We start from the raw sequence: 25563 nt of genomic DNA, 5'->3' as shown, positions 1-25563 counted from the left end.
TCCCGGGCGGCCCGGTCACTGAGCCTCTCTGCCGCATCCAGATTTTCCGTGGGATCAGCCATCACTCCTCGTCAAGGGGTAGCCCAGGCCGGACTGGGCCCCGGCCAAAGAATTGGCCGAATTGCAATTCATAGACCTCATCTTCGTCCTGGGTCTCCACCACCAGGGGCCCCGTTGCCCTGGCAACGCACAGCAGGCCATAGCCCTTGGCGCGCAGGTCCCGGGAGAGGCCCAGGGCCTCGCGGCTGTCAATCTCCCCCTCCAGCACCCGAACTGCACAGGCGGTGCAACAGCCATTGCGACAACTGAATGGCAGGGGATCTCCCTGGTTTTCAAAACTGCGCAGGATGTACTCGCCATCTGCCACGTCGTGGCTAATCACACGACCCGTCTGCCGCCAATGGATCGTGATCGGGTGATAGGGCTTCATGCTGCTAGATTCGCATCTGCCCCATTTTGCCCCTGGAGAGGTGGCCGAGTGGTTGAAGGCGCAGCACTGGAAATGCTGTATAGGGGCAACTTTATCGAGGGTTCGAATCCCTCCCTCTCCGTTATTAAAAAGCCGGCTTTTCAGCCGGCTTTTTTTGTCCTTTTAGGCCCTCCTGCGATTAACCAAAGCGACCGCTTACATAGTCTTGGGTTGACTTCTGGGCCGGAGCATTGAAGATTCGTTCGGTGGGTGCGTATTCCACCAGGTAGCCCACCTTGCCACTGCCGCCCTCTACTGCCTCAGCGTTAAAAAAGGCAGTGTTGTCTGATACTCGAACTGCCTGCTGCATATTGTGGGTAACAATAATGATTGTGTAGCTGCGCTTCAGTTCATGCATTGTTTCCTCGATCTTTAATGTTGAGATCGGATCAAGGGCCGAGCAGGGTTCATCCATCAGGATCACCTCCGGTTCGGTGGCGATTGCCCTAGCAATACACAGCCGCTGTTGCTGGCCTCCCGAAAGGGCCAGGCCACTTTCCTTAAGTTTGTCCTTGCATTCATCCCAGACGGCTGCCTTACGCAGGGAGCGCTCGACCAGCTCATCCATGTCACCCTTGTAACCGTTTATGCGAGCGCCGAAGGCAATATTTTCGTAGATGGTCTTAGGGAAGGGGTTGGGCTTCTGAAAGACCATGCCGATGCGACGGCGCACCTCCACGGGGTCGACGCGGGGATCGTAGAGATCATTGCCATCGAAAATCACCCGGCCCTTGAGTGTGCAACCGGGAATTAAATCGTTCATACGGTTAAGGCCCCGCAGCACGGTCGACTTGCCACAGCCTGACGGGCCAATAAATGCGGTCACCTCGCCGTAGGGGATGTCCATGTAAACCCCTTTGACAGCCTCAAACTTGCCGTAGGAGATGCTTACATTCTCCAGGGCCATGCAAACAGATTTGCTTGGATTTGAATCGAGTTTCGAAGAGGTTGTCATGGTATTGGTTGGTTGGGGTGCGGATTGGTAGTGAAGGAAAAGGAGGAAGGAGGTTGGTGAAATGGGGCAGAAAGGCAGGTCCTAATGACTTAGGTTTTAGCCATTTTTGATATCCAGCGGGCAAGTAAATTTGCTCCGAGTATCATCACAACCAGTACAAAGCTGGCTGCCCATGCCAGGGCATTTTGGTACTCGTAGGGCATGATTGCAAAGTTATAAATCATCACAGACATTGTCGCGATTGGGTTAAATATACCATCTGGCCAATAGGGGGAAAATAGTGTAGTAAAAATCAACGGTGCTGTTTCCCCTGCTGCCCTAGCCACCGCTAGAACCACCCCGGTTGCAATTGGTGTAAAGGCAGCTGGCAGGGTGATTCTGGTAATAGTTACAAATTTTGAGGCCCCTACCCCGTAGGCTCCCCAGCGCAACTCCTGGGGGACAAGCCTCAGCCCTTCGTCGGTTGTTTTGATGATGGTTGGCAGCATCAACACCGAAAGGGCAATGCCCCCGGCCATGGCACTAAAGCTCTGGTCAAAGAAGAGCTTTGTTACCACCACAAGGCCGTAAATAAATACGCCAGCAATGATCGAGGGCACGCCAGCCAGTACATCGTTGCCAAAACGAATAAAGTTTGCAAACCAGCCACCCCTCGAGTATTCGCTCAGAAATATTCCCCCACCTATGCCCACCGGCAGGGCGATGCAGGTGGCAATGGCGCTAACAATCAAAGTACCCAAAATCGCATTGCCAATTCCTCCACCAGTCAAGCCAAGCTCAGGAGGCAGTTCAAGGAAAAGGGCAGGGCGAATCATTGATCCTCCCTTTACAAGCACGTAACCCAATACTAGAAATAGGGGCAATACAGCGATCGCCGCAAAAGTGGCAGCAATTGCTGTCAACAGTTCGTTTAACCTGTTGCGCTTGAGGTTTGGGTCGAAGAATAGGGGCCTTCGGTCAAAAAGGTCCGAATTGGCGTAACTAATGTTAGGGCTGGATGTCATGGTGGTATCTCGTTAGTTTCAGTAGCGCAGGCTTAGGCGTCGAACGATCCACTGGGCCGCCACATTCACCACGAATGTGAGCAGCATCAGGATTAAGGCCGCATACATGAGCGCCGAAACCTGGATGCCATCCGCCTCCCCAAATTGGTTTGCAAGCATCGAGGCAATGGTGTTGCCGGGAGCCAGCAGCGAAATGTTGAAGCTGAGGGAATTGCCGATGATCATGGTCACGGCCATCGTTTCCCCCATGGCCCGGCCCAGGGAAAGCATCACCCCGCCAATAATTGCTGATATAGCCGCAGGCAGGATCACGTTGAAAATGGCCCCCCAACGGGTAGATCCGATCCCGTAGGCCCCCTGCCTCAGCTCAATCGGCACCTGGTTGAGGGCGTCACGGGATATGGCTGTGATTATTGGCAGCACCATCACCACCAAAATCAAAATCGCCGGCGCCATGCCTGGGCCCTGGGGGACCGTCGAAAAGAGTGGAGACCAACCAAGCACGTTATGGAGCATGTCCAGGACAGGCCTGATTGCGGGCTCCATCACGAAGATGGCCCAGAGCCCAAGCACCACCGATGGCAGGGCTGCCAGGAGTTCGACCATCAGGCCTATGGCCTCCCTGATGCGTGTGGGGATCAGGTCCTCGGTGATGAAGATCGCCGTGCCTACTCCCAGGGGCACTGCGATTACGAGGGCAAGTAATGACGAAACCAGGGTGCCGTAGATCGCCACTAGGGCGCCGTAGCGGTCGTTAACGGGGTCCCAGTCGGAGGTGGTCAGGAAATTGAGGCCAAATTGGGCAATCGCTTCCCTTGCCTGGCCAAATACCGTTAGGAATATGCCTAAAAGCACCAGGGCAACGCCTGAGGCAAGGGCAAGGCTGAGTTGGCTGAAGCCAATATCGACCAGTTTTTCACTGGGTGGGCGGCGACGCAGGGTGAACGCCTCGGCGTTCACGTCATTACTGAAATCCGGCTTCATGCAAGGGGATTTGGCTTCGGATTTGTAGGAGAAGGGCTGGGCTGGAGGCCACAGCCGACACCATGAATTTACGAACCCCGTCGCCGGAGGCGCATTAACCCGTGTTTAACGGCTGGGGACCGGTATTTTTAAGGATCAACAGCCTGTTTGATGGGGCGACGGCGTTCATGGGTCGAATAGTTGGAATCGACCTGGGTACCACCAATTCAGTGGTGGCTGTCTTGGAGGGGGGGCGCCCCCAGGTAATTGCCAGTGCGGAGGGCGGGCGGACCACCCCATCCGTGGTGGGCTTCAGCCGTGACCAGGAACTGTTGGTCGGCCAATTGGCCCGCCGCCAGCTGGTGCTGAATCCCCGCAATACCTTCGCGAACCTCAAGCGCTACGTCGGTCGTCAGTGGGATGAACTCGAGGACAGCAGCCTGGGGGTTCCCTACACGGTTCGGGCCAACGACCAGGGCAACGTGCGGGTGGTTTGCCCAATCACAGAAAGGGAATACGCCCCGGAGGAATTGGTGGCGAGCATCCTGCGCAAGCTTGTGGATGACGCCAGTACCTACCTGGGGGAGCCTGTGGAGGCTGCGGTTATTACCGTGCCGGCCTATTTCAACGATGCCCAGCGCCAGGCCACCCGCGATGCAGGCCGACTGGCTGGCCTTGAGGTCGAGCGCATTCTCAATGAGCCCACTGCTGCAGCCCTGGCCTATGGCTTCGATCGCAGCAGCGTTAAGCGGGTTCTGGTCTTCGACCTAGGCGGCGGAACCTTTGACGTCTCGGTGATGCGCATTGCCCAGGGCGTTTTTGATGTCAAGGCAACCAGCGGCGACACCCAATTAGGTGGCAACGACTGGGACCGTCGCATCGTCGACTGGCTGGCCGATGCTTTCCAAAAGCAACACACCATTGATCTGCGCCGTGATCGCCAGGCCCTGCAGCGCCTAACCGAAGCTGCGGAAAAGGCCAAGCAGGAGCTTTCTGGGGTGCAGAGCACACCCATCTCGCTCCCCTTTATTGGCACCGGTCCCGACGGGCCTCTGCACATTGAAACCAGCTTGGAGCGGCGCACCTTTGAGGGCCTCTGCCCCGATCTCCTGGACCGCCTGCTTCGACCTGTGCAGAGGGCCCTCAGGGATTCAGGCTTTGCCGCCGAGGACATCGACGATGTGGTGTTGGTGGGGGGCGGCAGCCGGATGCCGATGGTTCAGGACATGGTCCGCACCCTGATACCCCTTGAGCCCTGCCAATCGGTTAACCCCGATGAGGTGGTGGCGATTGGCGCCGCAGTTCAGGCGGGGATCCTCACCGGCGAACTGCGGGATCTGATGCTCAACGACGTCACACCGCTGTCCCTGGGCCTCGAGACCATTGGTGGGGTGATGAAAGTGCTCATCCCCCGCAACACCCCAATTCCGGTGCGCAAAAGCGACTTGTTCAGCACCTCCGAGGCCAACCAAAATTCAGTCGAGGTCCACGTGCTCCAGGGTGAGCGCCAGATGAGAGATGGCAATAAATCCCTGGGTCGCTTCCGACTATCGGGCATCCCTCCAGCCCCCAGGGGTGTGCCCCAGGTGCAGGTTTCCTTCGATATCGATGCCAATGGTCTGCTGCAGGTATCGGCCACCGATCGCACCACCGGTCGCCAGCAGAGCGTCACGATCCAGGGGGGCTCAAACCTCAGCGAGGAGGAAATCGCCCAATTACTGGCGGAGGCTGAACTGAAGGCCAGTGAGGATCGCCGCAAACGCCGTGAAATTGATCGACAAAACCGTGCCCAAACCCTGATTGCCCAGGCGGAAAGACGCCTTCGCGACGCCTCCCTGGAGTTGGGGCCCTATGGGGCTGAACGCCAGCAGCGCGCTGTGGAGTTGGCGGTGCGTGAGGTGCAGGATCTATTGGCAGTTACTGCTGGCAGAGCCACTGGTGGTGATGAGGCTGCCGTTGCCGACCTGGAACTTGCCGTCAGCCAATTGCAGGAGGCCCTGTTTGGCTTAAATCGCAAGCTGCTCAATGAAAGACGTTCCGAGCAAGGCCCCCTGCAGGGTTTGAAAAACACCCTCGGCTCCTTGAAGGATGAATTGTTTGCCGATGACGATTTCGACGACTGGAATCGCGATGACTGGAATCGGGACAGCTGGAACCGCGATGGCCTCAGCAGAGGCGCCAGTGACCCCTGGTCGCGCCCCCCATCAAGGCCCGAGCGCTATGAACAAGACAGATATCAGCAGGACAGATTCCAGCCGGACAGGTATCAAGAGAGCAGTTATCCCGAAAAAAGGTTTGAGCGGCAGCAGCCTCGCCGCGAGGCCGATCCCTGGGGTGATGGTTGACGCCCGTGGTCCAGCAAGTTCCCGCAACTGAGGATTACTGGTCCGTTCTTGGCCTCAGGCCAGGTTCAGATGGCTCAAGCCTCAAGCGGGCTTTCCGCAACCAGGCGCGACGCTGGCACCCGGATCTCAATGGCAATGATCCCCGGGCTGAGGAGCAGTTCAAACTGGTCAATGAGGCCTATGCCGTGCTTTCGGACCCGGCCAGGCGCGGTGCCTGGGAAGCGGGGCTCAATTTTGATGAGGCAGGGCCGGAGGGGGGTGGCGATCCCTTTGCCAGGGGCTTTCCCGATTTCGACGACTACCTAGACCAATTATTTGGCGAGCGGCGCCGCCGGACCCGGGAGCCGGAACAACAGACCTACCAAGTTGATCCCCCCGGTGAGGTTTCCGCTTCCCCGCCACCACCACCGCCTGTCCAGGCCACCACTGACCTGGAAACCCTGGTGGAACTCAGCCCAGAGCAGGCCCTGCAGGGCGCAAGTCTTGAGATTGAGCTCCAGGACGGTACGGCGGTTGAGGTGAAAACCCCTGCCATGGCCGGCGATGGTTGGCGCCTACGGCTGGCTGGGGTTACCCCCGGCGGTGGCGACCATTTCCTGCACCTGAGGGTTTGCACTCCGGATGGCCTGCGGGTGGATGGCCTGCGGGTTCTGCTGAGCCTTGACCTGAGTCCTGCCGAGGCGGCCCTGGGCTGTGCCGTGGTGGTTCCCACCCTGCGGGGGCCGGTCAAGCTGACGGTGCCAGCTGGCTCGTCGAGTGGACGGCTGCTGCGTTTGCGGGGGCGCGGCATGGAATGGGGGGGGCAACGGGGCGACCAATTGGTGGAGGTGCGCATCGTGGTTCCCGAGGAGCTGGGGGAGGCTGAAGCTGCCCTGTACCAGCGCCTCGGGCAGCTGGCCCGCGGGCCGGAGCATCGCCAGTGAGAGACTGGCCACTTCTGCCGTAGTAGTGCTCTCCATGGCGGTATTTGTGCTTCTTTTCGACGCCGGCAGCGACCAGGAAGGAATCCACTCCCTTGAGCTAAACGGCCGCACCGTGGTGCTGTTGTTTGAGGAGAGGGACGACGCAGACCGCTACGCAGGGCTGCTGGAAGCCCAGGATTTTCCCGTGCCCACTGTTGAACCCCTTGACCGGGAGGAGATGGAGCTTTTCTGCAGTGAAGCCGGCTATGAGGCGCGCCTGGTAACTAAGGGTTTTCTGCCCGAAACGGCAGAGGATCGCCTGCTAATTGCCCCCCCCGAGCGAAATATGGATGTCGCCAAGTGGCAGGAGGAGAACCAATTACAGGAGACGAACCAAGCCCAGGGTCTGGATCGCCAGGGGGAACAGGATTCAGAACTGGAGGCCTTCCGTCGCAAGCTTGAGGGTTTGCTTTGAGCGAGATCAATAGGGGCCATCTGCTCACCGAGCAGGCCAATCCCGCCAGCGAAAACCTTTGCCAACTCTCTAGCCAGGAGCTCGTAGAGCTGTTCTGTGAAAACGAGCTGGAACCCCAGCGGGCCCTGGCGGCGGCGGCGGCACCCCTGGCTGCAGCGGTGGAGGCCATTTCTGCCCGGCTGGCCTCGGGAGGAAGGCTGTTTTATTTGGGTGCCGGCACCTCCGGGCGCCTCGGCGTGCTGGATGCGGCCGAATGCCCGCCCACCTTTTGCACCCCACCGGAGCTGGTGCAGGGGGTCCTGGCCGGGGGCGCAGCTGCCCTGCTGCGTAGTTCGGAGGGCCTGGAGGATATCGAGGCGGCCGGCCGAGATGATTTGCTGGCTAGGGGGTTTGGGCCTGGGGACTGCCTGGTGGGCATAGCGGCTGGAGGCACCACCCCCTACGTGCTGGGTGGTCTGAGCCATGCAAAGGCCATCGGCGCCCTGGCCATTGCCATGGCCTGCGTTCCCCAGGATCAGGTGGCCATGCCCTCAGACATCGACATTCGCCTGCTCACCGGGCCCGAATTGCTGGCCGGATCCACCCGCCTTAAGGCCGGTACGGCAACAAAAATGGCCCTCAACCTGATCTCCACCTCAGTGATGGTGCGGCTGGGCAAGGTCCATGGCAACCGGATGGTGGATGTGGCGGTGACCAATGCCAAGCTCGAGGATCGGGCCCTGCGCATTCTCAGTGATCTTTCCGGGGTTGATCGGATTGAGGGGCGCCAGCTGCTCGAGCAAAGCTCCGGTTCAGTCAAATTGGCCCTGGTGATTGCCCTTACGGGCCTAGATGCCCAGCAGGCCCAGAAGCACCTAGATCGCCATGGCCCCAGCCTGCGCAAGGTGCTGCAGGCCCCAACTCAGCCCCCAGGTCCCCAGTAGGGGGCCGTGAACAGGCTGACCCGGCGGCGGGTGGCGCGGGGTACCTCGTCCCTGGGGGTCATCAGGGCGTGGCGAAGGGCGTGGTGGGCTGAGCTGGGCGGCCGGTGAACGGCTAGGCGCTCGGCGGCAAGACGGACGATGCGCTGGGCTAGGGCCGCATTGGCCCTCAGGTTTTCGATAACCATCTCCACCGAAACGCTGGCGTGCTCCTGGTGCCAGCAGTCGTAATCGGTGGCCATCGCCAGGGTGGTGTACGCAATTTCGGCTTCCCTGGCTAGACGCGCTTCGGTGTGGTTGGTCATGCCAATCACTGAACAGCCCCAACTGCGATAGAGCTCTGATTCAGCCCTGGTGGAGAAGGCAGGACCTTCCATGCAGAGATAGGTGCCGCCACGGTGCAATTGGTGGCCCTCGGGCATCAGGCTGTCGCCCACATCGGAAATTAGGCGGCTGAGCACGGGGCAGAAGGGATCGGCAAAGCCCACGTGGGCCACCAGACCATCGCCAAAAAGGGTGCGAGGCCGCGCGTGGGTGCGGTCGATGAATTGGTCGGGCACGACCATGTCGAGGGGCCGCACATGCTCCTGAAGGGAACCAACGGCCGACACCGAGAAGATCCAACGCACCCCCAGGGAACGCAGGGCCCAGATATTTGCCCGGTAGGGCACCTCGGTGGGGGTGTAGCTGTGGTGGGGGCCGTGGCGGGCCAGAAAGACCACCTCCAGGTTGCCGATGCGGCCAACCCGCAGGCTGCAGGAGGGTTTGCCGTAGGGGGTTTTCAGTTTGATCTTGCGCACGTCCTCCAGGCCCTCCATGCCATAGAGACCGCTGCCACCAATCACGCCGAGGCGCGCCTGACCCAAATCCAGGCCGGCCAAGCCGCTTTCAATTGAGGCCATACGCGCTACTGCCCTATCCAATGCCCCATTTAAGAACTCAGACCGCCACGGCCGCATAAAATTGGCGTTTAAGGCCCGTCTTCGATGACCAAAGCTTTGATGGAAACAGATGCCGGCAGCATCTCAATCGAGTTGTTTGAGGCCGAGGCCCCCGGCACAGTTGCCAATTTTGTGAAATTGGCCGAATCCGGCTTCTACGACGGTCTGGCCTTCCACCGGGTTATCGACGGTTTCATGGCCCAGGGCGGCTGCCCAAATAGCCGCGATGGCTCAGGCGGCATGGCAGGTACCGGTGGCCCTGGCTACACGATTAATTGTGAGATCAATTCCAACAAGCACCAGGCCGGCAGTTTGTCGATGGCCCACGCCGGCAAAAACACCGGCGGCTCCCAGTTCTTCCTGTGCCATGGCGCCCAACCCCACCTCGATGGGGTCCACACGGTGTTTGGTCAGACTGGAGACCTAGAGGTGGTTCTTGCCATCAAGAAGGGCACCAAGATCAACAAGCTGACTATTCAGAAGTAGCGCTCCAGCGCACAAAGGCCCCCGGCTCCATTTGGAGCTCGGGGGATTCTTTTTCCGACCACTCCGCCATGCCCCGCTGATCAGGTTCCAGGGAAACACTGGGATGGCTACTCCTTTGCCGATCTGGTGTGAGTAGCAGGCTCAGTTGCTCCGTTTCGGGCCAGGCGGCCATGGCCTGCAGCATTTCCCGCAATAGGTCCAGCAGCTGGCTGGGTTCCCGGTTTGCCCCAGGATTGAGCAGAAGGGCCAGGCCAGGTTGGTTCAGTAGGGCCAGCAACCTGGGATGCTCCTCCCTTTCCAGGTCAAATCCCTTGGCACTGGCAGTTGCTATCAACTGGTCGATGCGGCCTGCGATGGTTAATCCATCAGCCTTCCCTTGCCAGGCCACAACCGCATTGGGGCCATCCATCAGGTGCCCGAGTTTGGTGCGTTTGGTCTGCAGATAATCGGCGTTGTGTTGGCCGGGATTCATCACCAGGGGTACCCGGTCTTCAACCTGAAGGCCGTAACCGCCAAGGCCCGCAATCTTGCGGGGGTTGTTGGTGATCAGGTGGAGCCTGTGGACACCTAGATCGCTGAGGATTTGGGCCCCCACCCCGTAATTGCGCAGATCGGCGGCAAAACCCAGGCGCTCGTTGGCCTCCACCGTGTCCAGGCCAGTGTCTTGAAGGGAGTAGGCCTTGAGCTTGTTGATCAGGCCAATGCCCCGACCCTCCTGGCGCAAATAGACCACCACCCCCTCTCCCGCTGTCTCCACCATCTTCAGGGCAGCCTCCAGTTGGGGACGGCAATCACAGCGCAGGGAACCGAAGGCATCGCCCGTGAGGCATTCGGAATGGACCCTCACCAGCACAGGGCCAGTGGCTTTTTCGGGGTGGCCCTTGACGATGGCGATGTGCTCACTGCCATCCAACTCATTGCGGTAGCCAATGGCGCGAAAGCTGCCGAAGGCACTGGGTAGCTCCGCCTCCGCCTGGCGGCGCACAAACCGCTCCGTATCCAGCCGGTAGCTGATTAGGTCGGCAATGTTGATCAGCCTTAGGCCATGGCGCCTGGCGTACTCCCCTAGTTGGGGCAGCCTGGCCATCGAGCCATCGGCGTTTTGGATCTCACAGATCACCCCCGCTGGATAGAGCCCGGCGAGTTGGGCCAGATCAACCGCCGCCTCGGTATGGCCTGCCCGTTTGAGCACCCCACCCTGCTTGGCCCTAAGGGGGAAAATGTGGCCTGGCCGCCGCAGGTCGGCAGGCCGGGTGTGGGGGTGGATTGCCACCTGGATGGTGCGGGCCCGATCCTCGGCTGAAATGCCTGTGGTAACTCCGTTTTCGGGCCCCGCATCCACGCTCACGGTGAAGGCGGTCTGGTTGCTGTCGGTGTTGCGATCCACCATTAGGGGCAGATCCAGGGCATCAAGCCGCTCCCCCTCCATGGCCAGGCAGATCAGGCCCCTGGCCTCTGTTGCCATGAAGTTGATCTGTTCTGGGGTGGCGAACTGGGCTGCGCAGATCAGGTCGCCTTCGTTTTCTCGGTTTTCGTCATCCACCACCACGATCGATTCGCCATTGCGAATTGCGGCAAGGGCATCTGCAATGGAATCAAAAGCAATGGCCTGGTCGATCGCTGCTACTGCTGGGGAACTGGGGCTTGGACTTGTCAAAGGAAAGCCACTGGGCCCGGTGACCCCTGCGCAATCATCCTTTATAAAGCCCGGTAAGTTCGAATTAAGTTGCGGCCAATGGCAAGCAAGCGCGTTGCGGTCATTGGCGCCAGCGGCTACGGAGGGCTCCAGACCCTGAGGTTGCTGGACCAGCACCCAGGCCTGGAGGTGAGCTTCCTGGGGGGAGAACGGAGCAGTGGCAAGCGCTGGAGTGAGTTGGTGCCCTTCCTGCCCCTGCCTGGGGATCCCCTGGTGCAGAGCCCAGATCCAGCCGCCATTGCCGCTGCTGCTGATCTTGTGGTCCTAAGCCTCCCCAATGGGCTGGCGGCCCAGATGGTGCCGGCCCTATTGGAGAGGGGCCTGCGGGTGGTCGATCTCTCTGCCGACTACCGCTACCGCTCCCTCGAGCAGTGGAAGGAGGTCTATGCATCTGAGGCGCGGGAGGTGCCCCGCAGTGATGACCAGCTCTGTGGCCAGGCGGTGTATGGCTTGCCTGAGTGGCATGCCGAGGCCATCCGTGGCGCCAAGCTCGTGGCAGCCCCTGGCTGCTTTCCCACCGCCTCCCTCCTGGGCCTACTTCCCTTTCTGCAACAGGGCCTGATCGAGAGCCAGGGCATCGTGATTGATGCCAAAACCGGCGCCTCCGGCGGTGGCAGGGCGGCCAAAGAGCATTTGTTGTTGGCCGAGGCATCGGAGGCGGTGGCTCCCTACGGGGTGGTGGGTCACCGCCACACCAGCGAAATTGAACAGGCCGCCTCCCAGGCTGCGGGCCAGGCGATCCAGCTTCAATTCACACCCCACCTGATGCCGATGGTGCGGGGCCTGTTGGCCACGATCTACTGCCGGCTTAGGGACCCGGGCCTGCGGGCGGAGGATTGCCGGGTCCTACTGGAGGCGGCCTACCGCCATGCCCCCTGCATTGAGGTGTTGCCCGTCGGTACCTACCCCTCCACCAAGTGGGTGCGTCAAACCAATCGGGCCCTGTTGTCGGTGCAGGTGGATGAACGCACGGGCCAGCTGATCGTGATGGCGGCGATCGACAACCTGGTCAAGGGCCAGGCAGGCCAGGGGGTCCAGTGCCTAAACCTGATGGCGGGCCTGGAGGCCACCAGCGGCCTGCCGCTGCTGCCTTTTTACCCGTAGCCGTCCTGTTTATCGGTAGGTGAGGTTCTTCCCTAGTACCCCAGCCGCAGGGCTGCCAGGGCCACAGCCAGGGGCAGGATTCGGTGTTCTTGGCTTTGGATTCTGGCGGTGAGGCTGGCCCTGTCATCCCCGGCATCCACTGGCACGGCAGCCTGAACAAGGATCTTGCCCGCATCAACCTCCTCACTCACCAGGTGGGCGGTGCAGCCGCTGAGGGTTACGCCAGCCGCCAGGGCCTGGCCAACCGCATCCACCCCCCGGAAGCTTGGTAGGAGCGAGGGATGGATATTGATAATTCGCTCCGGGAAGGCCCCTATCAGCACCGGCGTGACGATGCGCATCCAGCCAGCCATCACCACCAGATCCACGGCAGCTGCTTTGAAGGCGTCAATCAGGGCCCTGTCTACGGATTCCCGATTTGAATGGAGCCGGTGATCCACCACCTGGTTGGCCATACCCAGCTCCAGGGCCCGTTGCTGGGCTCCGCAGCCCCCGTTGTTGACCACCAATAGGTCGATGCTGGCCCAGCCCCCGGCGCAGGATTCAACAAGGGCTTGAAAGTTGCTACCCGCCCCCGAGGCCATTACGCCTAGTCGAGGTTTGCGGCTGAGCAGGGGCCATTCCTGTGGCAACGGCCACTGGACGCAGGCACCATCATCGCTAGGGTCTGAAAAAGCGGGCATTGCGCCGTGTCCCACCTCTCCATCCTGCCAACTGTCCTGCGTGATGCCGAGCTTTTGGCCGTTTGTTTGCGTTCCCTTGGCCACGAAGTCCATTGGGGCGGCCAGCTGGAGGGCTTTGCCGGTGAGTCGGAGCCGGTGGAGTTGAAGCTGGAGCTGGTGCGGGGAGGATGCATTGGTTGGAGCCGCCAGGCAGATGGATCCCTTGCCCTTGTTGGCGATCTCCAGCGCCTCAGCCGCTCCCATCGCCTGCAGCGTCTGCTGGCCCAGATAACCCGCAGCTATGCGGCCCACCTGGCGCTCCATGAGGCTGGCCAAGCCTTTGCCCCTGGCCAGGTGAGTGTTTCTGCCTGAGGGCTTATCGGCAGTGCCAGAAGTTCATCTCAACCTTGAGAATTGCCAGCAGCAGCAGCTGGAGGTGCGGCTCAGCGTCACACCGCGGCAGACCAGCCTGGGCCTGCAACTGCCCTCCTGGACCCCCGGCTCCTACCTGATCCGCGATTATGTCCGCCACCTGGAGGGCCTTGAGGTCTGGCAGGCAGGCAATCGCCTGGCGATTCGGCGACAAACCCCCTCCCGCTGGCAGCTGGACCTCGACCACCTGGCCCCCCTTGCCATTTCCTACCGGGTGCATGCCGCTGAGCTGAGCGTGCGGACCTGTCACCTCAGCCCCGACCACGGTTTCCTCGCCCTGGCCGCCGTGGTCCTGGAGGTTGAGGGTGAGCGCTGGCATCCCCATCAATTGAGCCTGAGCCTGCCGCCTGGATGGCATTCCTTCATTCCCCTCCCCGAGGGAGCTGGCCATTGGCTTGCCAAGGATTTTGACCAGCTGATTGACAGCCCAGTTGAGGTGGGGCCCCACCGACAGCATGATTTTGAGGTGGCAGGCGTGCCCCATCGCTGGGTCACCTGGGGCAAGGACCTGGCGGGCCAGGAGCTCACCAGCGCCGATCCCAACTGGCTAATAGATGTGGCCAAGGTCTGTGACGCCAGTTGCGCCCTGATGGGGGAGAGCCGTCCTGCAGCGGATTCCTACCTGTTCGTGCTGCACCTAACGGAATCGGGCTATGGGGGGCTGGAGCACGACCAGAGCACGGTGCTGCAATTCAGCCGCAAGGCCTTGGCCAAGCCCGATGGTCGCCGCAAGCTGCTCCAGTTGGTGGCCCATGAATACCTCCACCAATGGAATGTGCGGCGCCTGCGCCCCGCCGAGCTCACCCCCTACAACTACGGCGAGGCAGCGGTGGTCCCCACCCTCTGGTTTGCAGAGGGCATCACCAGCTACTTCGACCAACTGGTGCCCCATGCCGCAGGCATCAGCTCGGAGGAAGCGCTGCTGGAGGATTTGGGCACCGATCTGAGCCGTTATCTCCTCACCCCCGGCCGGCAGGTCCAGAGCCTTTTGAGTAGTGGCCAGGAGGCCTGGGTGAAGCTCTACAAGGCCGATGCCGATGCTCCCAATAGCCAGATCAGTTACTACCTCAAGGGTGCGGTGGTGGCCTTGGTGTTGGATCTCCACCTGCGTCGCCACGGCGCCTGCCTGCCCCAGGTGCTGCGGGCGCTTTGGGCAAGCCATGGACGCGGGGGGAGGGGCTACCAGCAGGGTGACTTACAAGCTGCCTTCACTTCCCTGGCTCCTGACCTGCAAACCCTTTTGCCCCAATGGCTCAACGGCACGGACGATCCCCCCCTCGGGGACTACCTGGCGGATGTGGGCCTGCAGCTCCAGGCCGAACCTGGCAAGCACTTGGACCTGGGTTGGCAGTGCGCCCAGTCGAACGGCCTATTGAGCGTCACTCGCATCAGACGCCACGGTCCAGCCAGTGAGGCAGGGGTGATCGTGGGCGATGAATTACTCGCCCTAGACGATGAGCGCCTTGGCCAGGTTGAGGATCTTGAGCTGCTTTTGGCGCCAGAATTTTTGGGTGAGCGCCAATTACTTTTGGCCCGCGATGGCCGGGTGCGGCAACTGAAAGTGAGCCCCCAGCCGCCAGCCCCATGCCGCTGGAGCCTGGTTCCCATGCCAATGGTGAGCGAGGCAATGTTGGAGGCCCGACGCCGGTGGTTAACCCTGCAACCGCCAAGGGGCCAGGGCCTATGACCGCCTCAAAATCGCCAACACCCCTGCTTTTTTTGGCCTCCTTTGGCCTGCTGGCCCTGGGCACCATTTTTTGGTGGGCCAGGGATACCGGATCGAGCTTTTCCCTGGCCCCATCGCTTGCAAACCTGCCGGCAGCGATGCGCCAGGCTGCCCCCGTAGCCCCTGCCCAGGCCGACTGGATCTCGCCCCTGCGCCGCAGCTGCGATGTTCTTGACCAGAAGCAGCGCCAGCATCTGCAGATGCTGCTGGCTGACCTACGCCAGTCGCCGGGGCGGGTCAGGGTGGATCCGAGCAATTACGGAGAACGTTTCCGCCAGGATGCCTTCGGTAATCCAGTCGATCCCACACCCCAGCTGGTGGTGCTGCATGAGACCGTTTACGGCATAGCGTCAGCGATCAATACTTTCGTTACCAAGCACCCAAGGGACCACGACCAGGTCAGTTATCACGCCCTAATCGGTGGCGATGGCGCAGTAATAAAACTGCTGGACCCTTCCAAGAGGGCTTTTGGCGCTGGTAATTCCGCCTTCAACGGCCAATGGGTGGTGACTAATCCCAACGTGGGCGGCTCAATAAATAATTTCGGCCTACATGTCAGTTTGGAAACCCCCTTGGATGGGGAAGACAACGATTCCGAGCACAGCGGCTATAGCGCCGCCCAATACGACGCTCTAGCAGTGGTTTTGGCTGAATGGATGGCCCGTTTTCAGATCAGGCCTGAAAAAATCACCACCCATAAATATGTGGACCTGGGAGGTGAACGTTCAGATCCCCGCAGCTTCAACTGGCAAGCACTCCAGGAACGGCTCCAAAACCTTGGCCTGCTCTGCTAGGGCCCCAGCCCAGGGGCCCCTAGATCAGGGGTGAAACAGGCGATTGCTTTACGCCGTAGATAACGGCATGGAGCTCAGGATCCTGCATTGCCCTGAGGATGCGCCTGGGGTAATCGAGTTTGCCGTTGTGTAAATAGGCCAAGGTGGCTAGGGCCTTGGCATCCCTAGGGCTTGAACTGGCCTGGAGCATCCGATGCCTGGGAAAATTGAGTTCGCCACTTAGTCGGGCAAATTTTCCAATCAAAAGCTTCACATTTTTATCTCTGTCGAGGAGCTGATCGCGGGCTTTGCTGATCTCCTGCTCGGTTGCATTGGGCTTGAGCAAGCCTTGGTGCACGAGTTCACCCAGGCCTAGCTGGGCGGGGCCATGGGTGCTGAATAGGCCTGAATGGGCAGCTATGGGCAAGTCCTCACCGGGCTTTGCATGGCGCATCTCATCAAAGAGCACTGCAGCCACCAGCAGGGGGTTCACCTTCTGTCGCTCCGATTCGGCCCGAATTAGGGGCTGAAGTTCAGATATGCGACCAAGGGTGATGGTCCGCAGTGGCTGGAGCTGGTCAATGCCACTGGTAAAAAGCTGGGCCAGTCGAGTCTGGGAGCCATGGACGCCGTAGCGGCGTTCCAGTTCCCCAAGTTCGGCTGGGGTGAACTGAACCGGATCGGGTACTTCTGAAAATCCGTATGTCGCTTCTTTCTGCTGCCCTAAGGAGGAATCCAAAGCCAGTTGGAAAGATCCTGGCTCGCCAGCTAGGGGCAGCAGTGCCAGCCCAAGCGCCATTGCCGCCACCCCGAAGGCCCTGCTTTGAAGGTGGCGCCGCCCGAGCCGCATGTATTTGTAAAGCCTCAGCGATCTTAAGGAATTTTTTCGACTAGTCCCAGCGCCATAGAACGGTCCCTTGGCCGGCTATGGCTGAGGTGGGGGTAGGTGGGCAGGACTAACCTGCAAAAGAGCCCTTTAAGCAGCTTCTAGATGCTTGCCGATTTCGACGCTTCCAGTCCGGCAACCCAATGGCATCGGTTCTGCGAGCTGCTTTGGTACGACGACAATCTCGGCTTCTGGCTTGATGTGAGCCGGATGAAGTTGGGTTCCGCCCAGCTGGCGGAGTTGGGCCCAGGTTTTGACCGGGCTTTCCAAGCTATGGCTGCCCTGGAAGCAGGCTCGATCGCCAACGCCGATGAACAGCGCCAGGTGGGCCATTACTGGCTGAGGGACCCTGGCCTGGCCCCCGACCCTGCCAGCCGGGACCACATAGCCCAGGAGATCGATCGACTGGAGGCCTTCGGCCAGGAGATTCTTGCCGGATCGATTAAGTCGGCCAATGGCCACAGCTTCACCGATGTGCTCTGGATTGGCATCGGTGGTTCTGGTCTTGGCCCCCTATTGATGATTAGGGCCCTGCAGGAAGAGGGCAAGGGGCTCCCCTTCCACTTCTTCGACAACGTTGACCCCCAGGGCATGAGCCGGACCCTGGCGGCCCTCGATTCGCGGCTGGCCACCACTCTGGTGGTTGTGGTCAGCAAATCGGGAGGAACTCCCGAGCCCCACATCGGCATGGAGCAGGCCCGTGACCGGCTTGAGGCCCGTGGCGGCCAGTGGGCCCAACAGGCAGTGGCCGTGACCCTGCTGGGCAGCAAGCTCGACCAAATTGCCGAATCCCAAAACTGGCTGCGCCGTTTTGACATGTTCGATTGGGTGGGGGGCCGCACCAGCATCACTAGCGCGGTGGGCCTGCTGCCTGCTGCCCTGATCGGCGCCGACCTACGGGGCTTCCTCGAGGGTGCCGCCACGATGGATTCAGCCACCAGGGTTGCAAGCATCAGTGGCAATCCGGCAGCCCTGCTAGCCGCCGCCTGGTATGCGGCCTGCGAGGGCAGGGGCAAGCGCGACATGGTGGTGCTTCCTTACCGCGATCGCCTGGAGGTCTTCAGCCGTTACCTGCAGCAGCTGGTAATGGAAAGCCTCGGCAAGAAATGGGATCGGGATGGCGCGGAGGTTCACCAAGGAATTGCCGTCTACGGCAACAAGGGCTCAACGGATCAACACGCCTATGTGCAACAGCTGCGCGATGGGGTCGACAACTTCTTCGTCACCTTCATCGAGGCCCTGAATGATCCGAGCGATATTCCCGCCATCGACGGGGAGAGACCCGGCGACTTCCTTGACGGCTTCCTCCAGGGAACCCGCGCTGCCCTGATGGAAGGGGGACGTCAGACCCTCAGCATCACGATGCGCAGCTTTGATGCCCGCAGTTTGGGTGCCCTGATTGCCCTGTTTGAGAGGGCGGTGGGGCTCTATGGCGAACTTGTGAACGTGAACGCCTACCACCAGCCTGGGGTCGAGGCGGGCAAGAAGGCTGCTGCAGAGATCCTCGGCCTTCAGCAGCAACTCGAAGCTGCCCTGGCGGATGGGGTGCCCCGAAGCGTTGAAGAACTCCAGCAACAACTGGCTATCGCCAGCCCAGAACCCCTGTTTTGGATCCTGCGCCACCTCTGCGCCAACGACCGGGGCTACTCGGCCAAAGGCGATTGGGGTAAACCTGCAGATTTGCAATTTCAGGCTGTGGCCTGAGCGGCGTATTTGCCGAAACCCATATCTTCCAGGTGCTTAGCCTTGCCGTCACAGCCAGGATGGGATTTGCTAAGTGGGTTAGCCCCAGTGGCGATGCCTGAACCAAGTTGCCTAGCTGAGTGGACCCACCACGATTGCCAGGTGGGATTTCGAGCTAGCGCCCCACCCCATCTGCGTTACGTAATTCGGCACCGCAGCGGTTATCCGATGGGATGCGCGGCAAATCTCGATGAAGCCAGGGAACTGATCGATGACCAGATCCTGCTTATGCGGCAACGCCTGGCAGCATCTGCCTAGGCAGCGATGCGGCTAGGGCACCAAATTTACCAATTTCCCTGGCACCACAATTACCCGGCTGGGGGATTTCCCCTCCAACCATTTCTGGGCTATTTCGCTCGCCAGGGCCAATGCCTCGAGGCTTGATTTATCGGCCGTTGCGGGCACCTCAATGCTGCCGCGGGTCTTGCCCTTGATCTGGATAACAAGCTCAATGGTGTCCCGCACAAGGGCCTTGGGGTCTGGCTGGGGCCAGGACTGTTGGTGAATGCTTCCTTCCCCGCCAAGCTTCTGCCAAAGCTCCTCAGCCAGGTGGGGTGCAAAGGGAGCCAGCAGCACCAGCAGGTTGCGGAGAGCCTCTTCGGCTATTTCGCTTCGGGCATCGACCAGGCTCTCTGCCATGGCATTACTCAGCTTCATCAACTCAGAAACAGCCGTATTGAATTGAAAGTCGCCCTCTAGGTCTTCACCGATGGCTGCTATGGCCGTATGCACCGCACGGCGCAAATTCTGCTCCGAGCCGTTTAGTTTCTCGAGGATATGGGGGGCTATTTCAGTTGGCTCCCCCTTGGCAAGGCCCAGGCCCCTTTCAATGGCAGCATCTACCAGTCGCCAAACCCGCTGAAGGAAGCGGTATTGACCCTCCACATCGGCGTCATCCCACTCAAGATCCTTTTCAGGGGGAGCCTTGAAAAGGATAAACATGCGAGCGGTGTCTGCCCCATATTTATCTATTACTAGGGATGGGTCAACGCCATTATATTTAGACTTAGACATTTTCTCGTAAAAGGTTGCCAGCCTGTCTCCTGTGGCCGGATCCCTTGGATCATCTGGATTTACTACTTCGGCGGGTGCAATGTATTTGCCTGTCTTTTCGTTTTTAAAGGTGATGCCCTGCACCATTCCTTGGGTGAGTAGGCGCGTAAAGGGCTCGTCAAAGCTGAGTAGGCCCCGATCCCTTAGGGCTTTGGTAAAGAATCGGGCATAGAGAAGGTGAAGGATTGCGTGCTCAATTCCCCCCACGTATTGGTCCACTGGCAACCACTGGTCTGCCGCTTCCCGACTAAATGGGAGCTGGATATTATGGGGATCGCTATAGCGTAGAAAATACCAGCTGGAGCAAATAAAGGTGTCCATGGTGTCTGTTTCGCGCCTGGCTGGTTTTCCGCAGCAGGGGCAATCAACCTTTAGCCAAGATTCCAATTGGGCAAGGGGTGATGTGCCCTTACCGGTAAAGGCCACATCCCTAGGTAGCTCCACCGGTAGTTGGTCGGCTGGTACAGGTACAACGCCACATTCTTGGCAATGGATTACCGGGATTGGACAACCCCAATAGCGCTGGCGGGAAATCAGCCAATCGCGAAGCCGATACTGCACTTTTATCCGACTCCATCCTTCTTCAGCACCTGCACCAGTGATGGCCTGCTTGGCTGCTGCAGTGGCCATCCCATCGAATCGGCCAGAGTTGATTAGTACGCCCGCTCCTGCCCAGGCCTCCCCTAGGTAGTCATGGGGATCCGATTCCTCTGGAATCACCACTTGCCGCATTGGCAGTTCGTATTGGCTTGCAAAGGCAAAGTCACGATGGTCGTGGGCAGGCACCCCCATCACTGCTCCAGTGCCGTAGTCGGCGAGCACGTAGTCGGCAATCCAGATTGGAATTGGCTCGCCACTAACCGGATTGACGGCCATGGCACCGATCGCCACACCGCGCTTGGGCCTGTCCTCGGCGGTGCGCTCCTGGTCGCTGTCACGGCTCACCAAATCACAGAAGGCCTCAACGGCCGACAGCTGTTCTGGGGAAGTCAGCTGGGCCACCAGGGGGTGCTCCGGTGCAAGCACCAGGTAGGTGGCCCCAAACAGGGTGTCGGGGCGGGTTGTAAAGACAGTGATCTGCTGACCGTCGCCTGAGCCATCCGCAGCAGAAACCTTGAAGATCAGCTCCGCACCCGTTGAACGACCAATCCAGTTGGCCTGCATGGTGCGAACTCGCTCCGGCCAGCCCTCCAGTTTTGGCAGGTCATCGAGGAGGGCATCGGCATAGGCCGTGATCCTTAAAAACCACTGGCGCAACTTCCTTTTTTCAACCAGTGCCCCAGATCGCCAGGAACGGCCATCACCATCCACCTGCTCGTTGGCCAGCACGGTTTGGTCGATGGGATCCCAGTTCACCGTGGCATCTCTTTGGTAGGCGAGGCCAGCATCCAAAAACTGCAGAAACAACCACTGGGTCCAGCGGTAGTAATCGCTGTGGCAGGTGGCAATTTCCCGATCCCAGTCGATAGATAGCCCGAGCCTTTTCAATTGGCCGCGCATCGACGCAATGTTTTGGTCTGTCCAGACCCCGGGCTCAATACCCCTTTCAATGGCGGCATTTTCTGCCGGCAAACCAAAGGCATCCCAGCCCATGGGGTGAAGCACCTGCTTGCCCCGCATCCGGGCAACCCTGGCAATCACGTCTGTGATCACGTAATTGCGCACGTGCCCCATGTGGAGGTTCCCCGATGGGTAGGGAAACATCGAAAGGGCGTAGTAGCTATTCCCAGGCTTCGATGGCTCTGAAGGGGTTTGGTGCAGTTGCTGGGCATCCCACTGCTGCTGCCACCGCTCCTCAATCAGCTGGGGTTGGTATCGGGACGCTTCGCTCACTGCAGGCTCTCGAAGGGGGCGGAGCCGAAAACGGGCCGCGCCTATGGCTTTGATCGTGCCATAGGAGCCTGCTCAGCCCAGGGGGCGCATCAAGGCAGCCGATTGCCTTTGGATAAGGATCAGGGGCTTGCCTTGACCGGGATTGAGGGCCAGATATTGCAGGTCCTGCCACTGAATTGTGCCGGCGAGCTCTTCACCGCCATGGATTTGGATTGCTACGGGAATCTGGCGGCGAATCCAGTCCTGGATATGGCGCACGCTGGGCTGGTCGGTGTCGAGGCTGGCTGGTCGACGCTCAAAAAAGCTCTGCATAGGATTCATCGATATGTACCGATCCACCCATCGTGCTCCAGTTCAGTAAGTACCAAGGCCTAGGCAACGACTTCCTGATGCTGGATGGCCGCGATGCGGATAGCACTGACTTCTGCTTTGGTCTGACACCTGAACTGATCCGGGGCCTCTGCGACAGGCGCTTTGGGGTGGGGGGAGACGGCTTAATCCTGGCCGTGCCCCCGCGAGAGGGGGGGGAGCTGAGGATGCGCATTTTCAACGCCGACGGGACAGAACCGGAGATGTGTGGCAATGGCATTCGCTGCCTGGCCCGCTTCCTTGCCGATAGCGATGGAGACAATCCAGGCCGTTCCTGGGTTATCGAAACTCAAGCTGGCCCAATCGTGCCCGTATTACAGGAGCAAGGCTTGATCCGGGTGGATATGGGGGTGCCCTTAGTGGATCCCTCGGCAGTGCCCACCCTCCTGGAGATCGGGCCCGCGGGCATACCCCAGGGGGAGCTGGCGGTGGGTGAGCAAGCTTTTGCCGTAGGTGCGGCGGGCATGGGCAACCCCCATCTGGTCATTCCAGTGGCGGATGTGGAGTCTGTGGATTTGGAATATCTAGGTTCAGCCCTGGAGGTTGACCGCAATTTTCCAGCCAAGACAAACGTGCACTTTGTGCAAATAATCGGCCCAAATCACCTCGTAATGCGCACCTGGGAGAGGGGGGCTGGTGCAACCCTGGCCTGCGGAACCGGAGCCTGCGCCACCCTGGTGGTTTGCCACAGGCTGGGCCTGGCGGCAAATCGGGCCCGCCTGGACCTACCAGGAGGACCACTGGAGATCGATTGGGATCAGGAAAGTGGCCACATTTTCATGACTGGTCCTGCGGAGGCGGTTTTTGACGGCGTAATCACCCCCGATTTCTTTGCGGAAAGCCTGCCTGAGCCCATAAAACCTGAGCCCCTAAAACTTGAGCCTCCACTCGAAGCTCCATCTATCGATTGCTCCAAGGTCTGCGCCAATGGCTGCATTCAGCCCGAGGCTTGCCCCTCCGCCGAAGCCCGGGCCAGGGTCGAGGCCCTGCTCAACCAAACATCCCTGGATGATCTGGTGGCGATGGCTAGCGATTCCCTCGAATCGCGCACTAGGGCGCGCATAGGCCAAATCAACGATGCCGGTTCCGTTGACTTCTGAAGCCAACTGCCTCTACCTCGATGCCTGCGCCACCACTCCCGTTGGCAAGGAAGTTCTTGAGGCGATGGCAATTGCCCAGGCTGGGGCCTGGGCTAATCCCTCCAGCCTGCATGGCTTTGGCCTGGTGGCAGCGGATTGCCTGGAGCGCAGTCGCCAGGCCATTTGCTCGGGCCTAGGCGCCGCAGACCATTCCCTGCTCTTCACCAGTGGCGGCACCGAATCGCTGCACCTTGCCCTGCTGGGGGCCACGCAAAATATGGCGCCGGGCAGGCTGCTGATCTCCGCGGTTGAGCACCCCGCCCTGGTCTCTGCCGCCGCTCAGTTGGCGGCGATGGGATGGCTGGTCGAAGAGATACCCGTGGATCAGGAGGGCCTGGTGGATCTGAATGCCCTGCGCCCCTTGCTGGCGCCTCCCACACGCCTGGTCTCAATTATTTGGGGCCAAAGTGAAGTTGGAACTATTCAGCCCATTGAGGCCATTGGCGAGCTGTGCCGAGCTGGGGGGGTGCTGTTTCACACGGATGCCGTCCAGTTGGTGGGGCATCAAGGGGTCAATTTTCATGGGTTGCCGATTGATTTGCTCAGCCTGACGGCCCACAAAATTGGTGGTCCAAGGGGTATTGGCGCCCTACTGGTTCGCCAGGGTGTGGAAATCAAGCCCCTTTTGGGAGGGGGTGCCCAGGAATTTGGATTGCGTTCTGGCACTGAATCGGTGGTGCTTGCCGCGGGCTTTGCCGCTGCCATGGCAGAGCTGATCAAGGCAAGGCAGCTGGCCAATTCCCCAAAAAATTGGGAACTTCGCGATGCCCTGATGGAGGCCCTGGAGGCCCTGCCGGGCGTGCAGCGGACCGGGCCAGCGCCTGGCCTGCAGCGGTTGCCCCATCACATCAGCCTCGTATTAAGAAATAGGGGTGGACAACCCATCTCCGGTAGGGAAATGGTGCGGGCCCTTTGGCGTCAGGGCCTGGCGGTGAGTAGCGGCTCCGCATGCAGCAGTGGTAAGTCCAGTCCCAGCCCCGTGCTGCTAGCCATGGGGTATGGGGCGGACGAAGCCGCCAGTGGCCTGCGAATTAGCCTGGGCCCCTGGCTTACCGAGCCCGAGGTTGTGCTGGCCAGGGTTCCCGAGGCTGTTTTGCTAGCCATGGCAGAGCTTCAGTAGGGTCTGCCCATACGATCCCCGATCCATGCTTCCGGCCGATTTGCATGCCGCCGAAGGCCAGGCGCAGCAGGCCCTGCTTGCGGCCCTGACGGCAGAACCAAAGGGGCGTTGGACCGTTGATTGGCGTTTTCAGGGCTTGCGCCTGCTGCCGGTGGTGCTCCGGCTAGCGGCATTTCTGCGGGATCAGGGCTTGGCGCCCAAGCTGCTTTTTCCGGATGCGGGGGCCTGTGCCCTGGCCAAGCGCGATGGGCCCGACCTGGCCGACTGCATGGCCGATTTCCGGGGTCACCGGCTTGTGCAATCGGAGGGGCCCACAGCCGGCCTGCTCGTGGCCGTGGCCCCAGGCCAGCCCGACTACAGCGACTTTGAGCAGGTCTGCGGCCAGCATCTTGGCTCCGTTGTTGTCGTTAATGGCGCCCTAGAGGATGCGGCGGTTGGCATTGGCAGCGTGGCGAGGGAACGGCGCCGTGGTTTCCTCTCCCAGTGGCAGGCGGCCTACAGCCTGTTGCCACTCGATGGCAGTGCACTACGCAGGGCATTTCCCGGTGAATGGGAGCTCTACCGCCAGGACCCTGATGGTTACCGATTGGTGGAGAGCTTCAAACAAAAACCCGATGCGGAGGAGCAGGCCCTGGCGTTTGCTGGGGGCGAGCCCCTGGGAATTGGAGCAAATTTAAAAATGGTCGATTCCTTAATTGAGGGCCTGCGCCGCTAGTTAGGGCTAGACCGTTTGTGCAGGCTCCGTAAACTGCGCCAAAAGCAACATCCCTGGATGGCCCCTGAGAGCAACGCCCCGATCCCCAACCAAAAATCCGGTTGGGGCCTTGTCGACCTGGGAGCAGCAGCAGCCGTTGTCCTGGCCCTGGGCGGTGTTATCTGGAGCCCCAAGCTCAGTGGCGCCATTGCCAAGGCAACGGGAGGCCTGATTCCCGTGACCGTGAGTGTGGATGTGCGCGGAGTACCAGTGGCAAATCCCGCCAAGTTGATGGCCCAGACCCGGGAAGAAGGCAGGGTGGCGATTGTGATTCGCAACCAACCCCACGGCTCTGTTGACGTCAAACAGGTGATTCCCCTCCAGCGCCTGCTAACGGCCGTCCAGCCCAATGGCACCGTTGTCACTGCCAAGGATCCCAATCAGAAATCCCTGGCCAGCCTGGATGCCCGCTTTGTGCTCGAGGGTCAGGGCCGCAAAAGTGGTGGGGGAGTGGTATTCGGCAACCAAAACCTAAAAATTGGTACTCCGGTCGAGATTGAGGGCACCAATTACCGCGTAACCGGAACGGTTACTGATCTCCAAACCAACGCCCGCTGAAATGGCAATTGCAGGTCCCAGCCGGTGGGCCCTAGGGCTGCTGCTTGTTCCCTTGCTCGGTGCGCCTGCCACTGCCCAGTTTTCCATACTGCCGCCAGCCCTGCCGCCCCTTTTTGGGCCGCTCCAGCTACAGCAACAGGTGAGCTGTCCTGCCCTCCAGCAGAGGGTTGCGAGCCTCGTCGGCGCTGAGGGCCCCGTATGGAGCATCACCATTGCCGATCCCCAGGGTCGCCTTTTGGCCGATCTCAATGGCAG

General features: G+C 60.4%; 25 protein-coding genes, 1 tRNA gene and 1 pseudogene. 17 read left to right on the top strand and 10 right to left on the bottom strand.

All coding sequences use genetic code 11. From position 1 onward, the window contains the following. Positions 1 to 61: 61 nt before the first annotated feature. On the bottom strand, positions 62 to 430 hold the full coding sequence (locus tag KBY58_RS09340; RefSeq protein ID WP_254933234.1) for a 2Fe-2S iron-sulfur cluster-binding protein: 369 nt from the start codon (positions 428 to 430) through the stop codon (positions 62 to 64). 34 nt (positions 431 to 464) lie between these two features. Between KBY58_RS09340 and KBY58_RS09335 the strand changes: the two genes are divergently transcribed. After that, positions 465 to 551, top strand: a tRNA-Ser gene (locus tag KBY58_RS09335). Between the two features lie 57 nt (positions 552 to 608). Here the strand turns inward: KBY58_RS09335 and pstB are convergent. The 3 genes from pstB to pstC form a co-directional block, all read right to left on the bottom strand. Next, on the bottom strand, positions 609 to 1424 hold the full coding sequence (gene pstB, locus KBY58_RS09330; RefSeq protein WP_255004070.1) for a phosphate ABC transporter ATP-binding protein PstB: 816 nt from the start codon (positions 1422 to 1424) through the stop codon (positions 609 to 611). Positions 1425 to 1513: 89 nt separating this feature from the next. Next, positions 1514 to 2428, bottom strand: coding sequence for a phosphate ABC transporter permease PstA (pstA, locus tag KBY58_RS09325; RefSeq protein WP_255004069.1), 915 nt, complete (start codon positions 2426 to 2428; stop codon positions 1514 to 1516). A gap of 18 nt (positions 2429 to 2446) precedes the next feature. Then, positions 2447 to 3412 (bottom strand): phosphate ABC transporter permease subunit PstC, encoded by a 966-nt coding sequence (pstC, locus tag KBY58_RS09320; protein WP_255004068.1) that lies wholly within the window; start codon positions 3410 to 3412, stop codon positions 2447 to 2449. A gap of 167 nt (positions 3413 to 3579) precedes the next feature. Here pstC and dnaK point away from each other — a divergent pair, with 167 nt between their 5' ends. The 4 genes from dnaK to murQ are packed head-to-tail and all read left to right on the top strand — an operon-like array spanning position 3580 to position 8036. Further along, entirely contained in the window at positions 3580 to 5736 is a 2157-nt protein-coding gene (gene dnaK, locus KBY58_RS09315; RefSeq protein WP_255004072.1) for a molecular chaperone DnaK, read from the top strand. 5 nt (positions 5737 to 5741) lie between these two features. Further along, on the top strand, positions 5742 to 6659 hold the full coding sequence (locus KBY58_RS09310; protein WP_255004067.1) for a DnaJ C-terminal domain-containing protein: 918 nt from the start codon (positions 5742 to 5744) through the stop codon (positions 6657 to 6659). Positions 6660 to 6693: 34 nt separating this feature from the next. Next, complete coding sequence (locus KBY58_RS09305) at positions 6694 to 7113, top strand: DUF3110 domain-containing protein (protein ID WP_255004066.1); 420 nt, start codon at positions 6694 to 6696, stop codon at positions 7111 to 7113. Then, complete coding sequence (murQ, locus tag KBY58_RS09300) at positions 7110 to 8036, top strand: N-acetylmuramic acid 6-phosphate etherase (protein WP_255004065.1); 927 nt, start codon at positions 7110 to 7112, stop codon at positions 8034 to 8036. Before KBY58_RS09305 ends, murQ begins: the two co-directional genes overlap by 4 nt. On the opposite strand, the gene mtnP is transcribed toward murQ, so the two are convergent. Then, positions 8015 to 8935: an S-methyl-5'-thioadenosine phosphorylase gene (gene mtnP, locus KBY58_RS09295; RefSeq protein WP_255004064.1), complete on the bottom strand. Its 921-nt coding sequence runs from the start codon at positions 8933 to 8935 to the stop codon at positions 8015 to 8017. The genes murQ and mtnP overlap by 22 nt on opposite strands. An 84-nt stretch (positions 8936 to 9019) precedes the next feature. Here mtnP and KBY58_RS09290 point away from each other — a divergent pair, with 84 nt between their 5' ends. Beyond that, the gene (locus KBY58_RS09290) at positions 9020 to 9460 is read left to right on the top strand and encodes a peptidylprolyl isomerase (protein WP_254933242.1); all 441 of its coding nucleotides are present in this window, start codon (positions 9020 to 9022) and stop codon (positions 9458 to 9460) included. Here KBY58_RS09290 and ribBA read toward each other — a convergent pair. After that, positions 9447 to 11117 (bottom strand): bifunctional 3,4-dihydroxy-2-butanone-4-phosphate synthase/GTP cyclohydrolase II, encoded by a 1671-nt coding sequence (ribBA, locus tag KBY58_RS09285; RefSeq protein WP_255004063.1) that lies wholly within the window; start codon positions 11115 to 11117, stop codon positions 9447 to 9449. The genes KBY58_RS09290 and ribBA overlap by 14 nt on opposite strands. 78 nt (positions 11118 to 11195) lie before the next feature. On the opposite strand from ribBA, the gene argC reads away from it, so the two are divergent. After that, a complete protein-coding gene (gene argC / locus KBY58_RS09280; RefSeq protein ID WP_255004062.1) occupies positions 11196 to 12260 on the top strand; it encodes an N-acetyl-gamma-glutamyl-phosphate reductase in 1065 nt (354 codons plus the stop codon). A gap of 32 nt (positions 12261 to 12292) precedes the next feature. Here argC and purN read toward each other — a convergent pair whose 3' ends face one another. Further along, positions 12293 to 12943, bottom strand: a complete 651-nt coding sequence (gene purN / locus KBY58_RS09275; protein ID WP_409995743.1) for a phosphoribosylglycinamide formyltransferase — start codon at positions 12941 to 12943, stop codon at positions 12293 to 12295. A 6-nt stretch (positions 12944 to 12949) separates the two neighbouring features. Here purN and KBY58_RS09270 point away from each other — a divergent pair, with 6 nt between their 5' ends. The 3 genes from KBY58_RS09270 to KBY58_RS09260 are packed head-to-tail and all read left to right on the top strand — an operon-like array spanning position 12950 to position 15874. After that, positions 12950 to 13294, top strand: a complete 345-nt coding sequence (locus KBY58_RS09270; RefSeq protein WP_255004061.1) for a DUF1257 domain-containing protein — start codon at positions 12950 to 12952, stop codon at positions 13292 to 13294. Between the two features lie 13 nt (positions 13295 to 13307). Continuing rightward, positions 13308 to 15041 (top strand): M61 family metallopeptidase, encoded by a 1734-nt coding sequence (locus tag KBY58_RS09265; protein WP_255004060.1) that lies wholly within the window; start codon positions 13308 to 13310, stop codon positions 15039 to 15041. After that, on the top strand, positions 15038 to 15874 hold the full coding sequence (locus KBY58_RS09260; RefSeq protein ID WP_255004059.1) for an N-acetylmuramoyl-L-alanine amidase: 837 nt from the start codon (positions 15038 to 15040) through the stop codon (positions 15872 to 15874). The genes KBY58_RS09265 and KBY58_RS09260 overlap by 4 nt, the downstream gene beginning before the upstream one ends. Positions 15875 to 15893: 19 nt before the next feature. Here KBY58_RS09260 and KBY58_RS09255 read toward each other — a convergent pair whose 3' ends face one another. Continuing rightward, a complete protein-coding gene (locus KBY58_RS09255) occupies positions 15894 to 16703 on the bottom strand; it encodes a helicase DnaB (protein WP_255004058.1) in 810 nt (269 codons plus the stop codon). 141 nt (positions 16704 to 16844) lie between these two features. Here KBY58_RS09255 and KBY58_RS09250 point away from each other — a divergent pair, with 141 nt between their 5' ends. Together KBY58_RS09250 and KBY58_RS09245 are read left to right on the top strand one after the other, a co-directional pair. Next, a complete protein-coding gene (locus KBY58_RS09250; RefSeq protein WP_255004057.1) occupies positions 16845 to 18443 on the top strand; it encodes a glucose-6-phosphate isomerase in 1599 nt (532 codons plus the stop codon). Positions 18444 to 18536: 93 nt separating this feature from the next. Further along, positions 18537 to 18740, top strand: coding sequence for a hypothetical protein (locus tag KBY58_RS09245; RefSeq protein ID WP_254933250.1), 204 nt, complete (start codon positions 18537 to 18539; stop codon positions 18738 to 18740). Positions 18741 to 18752: 12 nt separating this feature from the next. Here KBY58_RS09245 and leuS read toward each other — a convergent pair whose 3' ends face one another. After that, a complete protein-coding gene (gene leuS / locus KBY58_RS09240) occupies positions 18753 to 21413 on the bottom strand; it encodes a leucine--tRNA ligase (RefSeq protein WP_409995744.1) in 2661 nt (886 codons plus the stop codon). 27 nt (positions 21414 to 21440) lie between these two features. Next, complete coding sequence (locus tag KBY58_RS09235; protein ID WP_255004055.1) at positions 21441 to 21680, bottom strand: Hfq-related RNA-binding protein; 240 nt, start codon at positions 21678 to 21680, stop codon at positions 21441 to 21443. Between the two features lie 32 nt (positions 21681 to 21712). Between KBY58_RS09235 and dapF the strand changes: the two genes are divergently transcribed. The 5 genes and pseudogenes from dapF to KBY58_RS09210 form a co-directional block, all read left to right on the top strand. Beyond that, entirely contained in the window at positions 21713 to 22837 is a 1125-nt protein-coding gene (gene dapF, locus KBY58_RS09230; RefSeq protein WP_255004054.1) for a diaminopimelate epimerase, read from the top strand. Then, entirely contained in the window at positions 22815 to 23996 is a 1182-nt protein-coding gene (locus tag KBY58_RS09225; protein WP_255004053.1) for a cysteine desulfurase family protein, read from the top strand. Before dapF ends, KBY58_RS09225 begins: the two co-directional genes overlap by 23 nt. 25 nt (positions 23997 to 24021) lie before the next feature. Continuing rightward, on the top strand, positions 24022 to 24711 hold the full coding sequence (locus KBY58_RS09220; protein WP_255004052.1) for a DUF1995 family protein: 690 nt from the start codon (positions 24022 to 24024) through the stop codon (positions 24709 to 24711). A gap of 57 nt (positions 24712 to 24768) precedes the next feature. Continuing rightward, the gene (locus tag KBY58_RS09215) at positions 24769 to 25308 is read left to right on the top strand and encodes a DUF4330 domain-containing protein (protein ID WP_255004051.1); all 540 of its coding nucleotides are present in this window, start codon (positions 24769 to 24771) and stop codon (positions 25306 to 25308) included. Between the two features lies 1 nt (position 25309). Beyond that, positions 25310 to 25563, top strand: a pseudogene (locus tag KBY58_RS09210) (D-alanyl-D-alanine carboxypeptidase); the annotation flags it as partial.

Source organism: Cyanobium sp. HWJ4-Hawea, from assembly GCF_024345815.1.
Classification (GTDB): domain Bacteria; phylum Cyanobacteriota; class Cyanobacteriia; order PCC-6307; family Cyanobiaceae; genus Cyanobium_A.
This window is presented reverse-complemented; position numbering and strand designations above follow the sequence as displayed.

What these genes read in the sequence shown, in the direction of transcription:
- KBY58_RS09340 (WP_254933234.1), bottom strand. Translation starts at nt 430, where the DNA reads ATGAAGCCCTATCACCCGATCACGATCCATTGGCGGCAGACGGGTCGT.
- KBY58_RS09235 (WP_255004055.1), bottom strand. Translation starts at nt 21,680, where the DNA reads ATGCAGAGCTTTTTTGAGCGTCGACCAGCCAGCCTCGACACCGACCAG.
- mtnP (WP_255004064.1), bottom strand. Translation starts at nt 8,935, where the DNA reads ATGGCCTCAATTGAAAGCGGCTTGGCCGGCCTGGATTTGGGTCAGGCG.
- KBY58_RS09245 (WP_254933250.1), top strand. Translation starts at nt 18,537, where the DNA reads ATGCCTGAACCAAGTTGCCTAGCTGAGTGGACCCACCACGATTGCCAG.
- KBY58_RS09290 (WP_254933242.1), top strand. Translation starts at nt 9,020, where the DNA reads ATGACCAAAGCTTTGATGGAAACAGATGCCGGCAGCATCTCAATCGAG.
- KBY58_RS09255 (WP_255004058.1), bottom strand. Translation starts at nt 16,703, where the DNA reads ATGCGGCTCGGGCGGCGCCACCTTCAAAGCAGGGCCTTCGGGGTGGCG.
- KBY58_RS09250 (WP_255004057.1), top strand. Translation starts at nt 16,845, where the DNA reads ATGCTTGCCGATTTCGACGCTTCCAGTCCGGCAACCCAATGGCATCGG.
- argC (WP_255004062.1), top strand. Translation starts at nt 11,196, where the DNA reads ATGGCAAGCAAGCGCGTTGCGGTCATTGGCGCCAGCGGCTACGGAGGG.
- KBY58_RS09215 (WP_255004051.1), top strand. Translation starts at nt 24,769, where the DNA reads ATGGCCCCTGAGAGCAACGCCCCGATCCCCAACCAAAAATCCGGTTGG.
- KBY58_RS09225 (WP_255004053.1), top strand. Translation starts at nt 22,815, where the DNA reads ATGCCGGTTCCGTTGACTTCTGAAGCCAACTGCCTCTACCTCGATGCC.
- pstC (WP_255004068.1), bottom strand. Translation starts at nt 3,412, where the DNA reads ATGAAGCCGGATTTCAGTAATGACGTGAACGCCGAGGCGTTCACCCTG.
- purN (WP_409995743.1), bottom strand. Translation starts at nt 12,943, where the DNA reads ATGCCCGCTTTTTCAGACCCTAGCGATGATGGTGCCTGCGTCCAGTGG.
- pstA (WP_255004069.1), bottom strand. Translation starts at nt 2,428, where the DNA reads ATGACATCCAGCCCTAACATTAGTTACGCCAATTCGGACCTTTTTGAC.
- KBY58_RS09220 (WP_255004052.1), top strand. Translation starts at nt 24,022, where the DNA reads ATGCTTCCGGCCGATTTGCATGCCGCCGAAGGCCAGGCGCAGCAGGCC.
- KBY58_RS09305 (WP_255004066.1), top strand. Translation starts at nt 6,694, where the DNA reads ATGGCGGTATTTGTGCTTCTTTTCGACGCCGGCAGCGACCAGGAAGGA.
- pstB (WP_255004070.1), bottom strand. Translation starts at nt 1,424, where the DNA reads ATGACAACCTCTTCGAAACTCGATTCAAATCCAAGCAAATCTGTTTGC.
- dnaK (WP_255004072.1), top strand. Translation starts at nt 3,580, where the DNA reads ATGGGTCGAATAGTTGGAATCGACCTGGGTACCACCAATTCAGTGGTG.
- KBY58_RS09260 (WP_255004059.1), top strand. Translation starts at nt 15,038, where the DNA reads ATGACCGCCTCAAAATCGCCAACACCCCTGCTTTTTTTGGCCTCCTTT.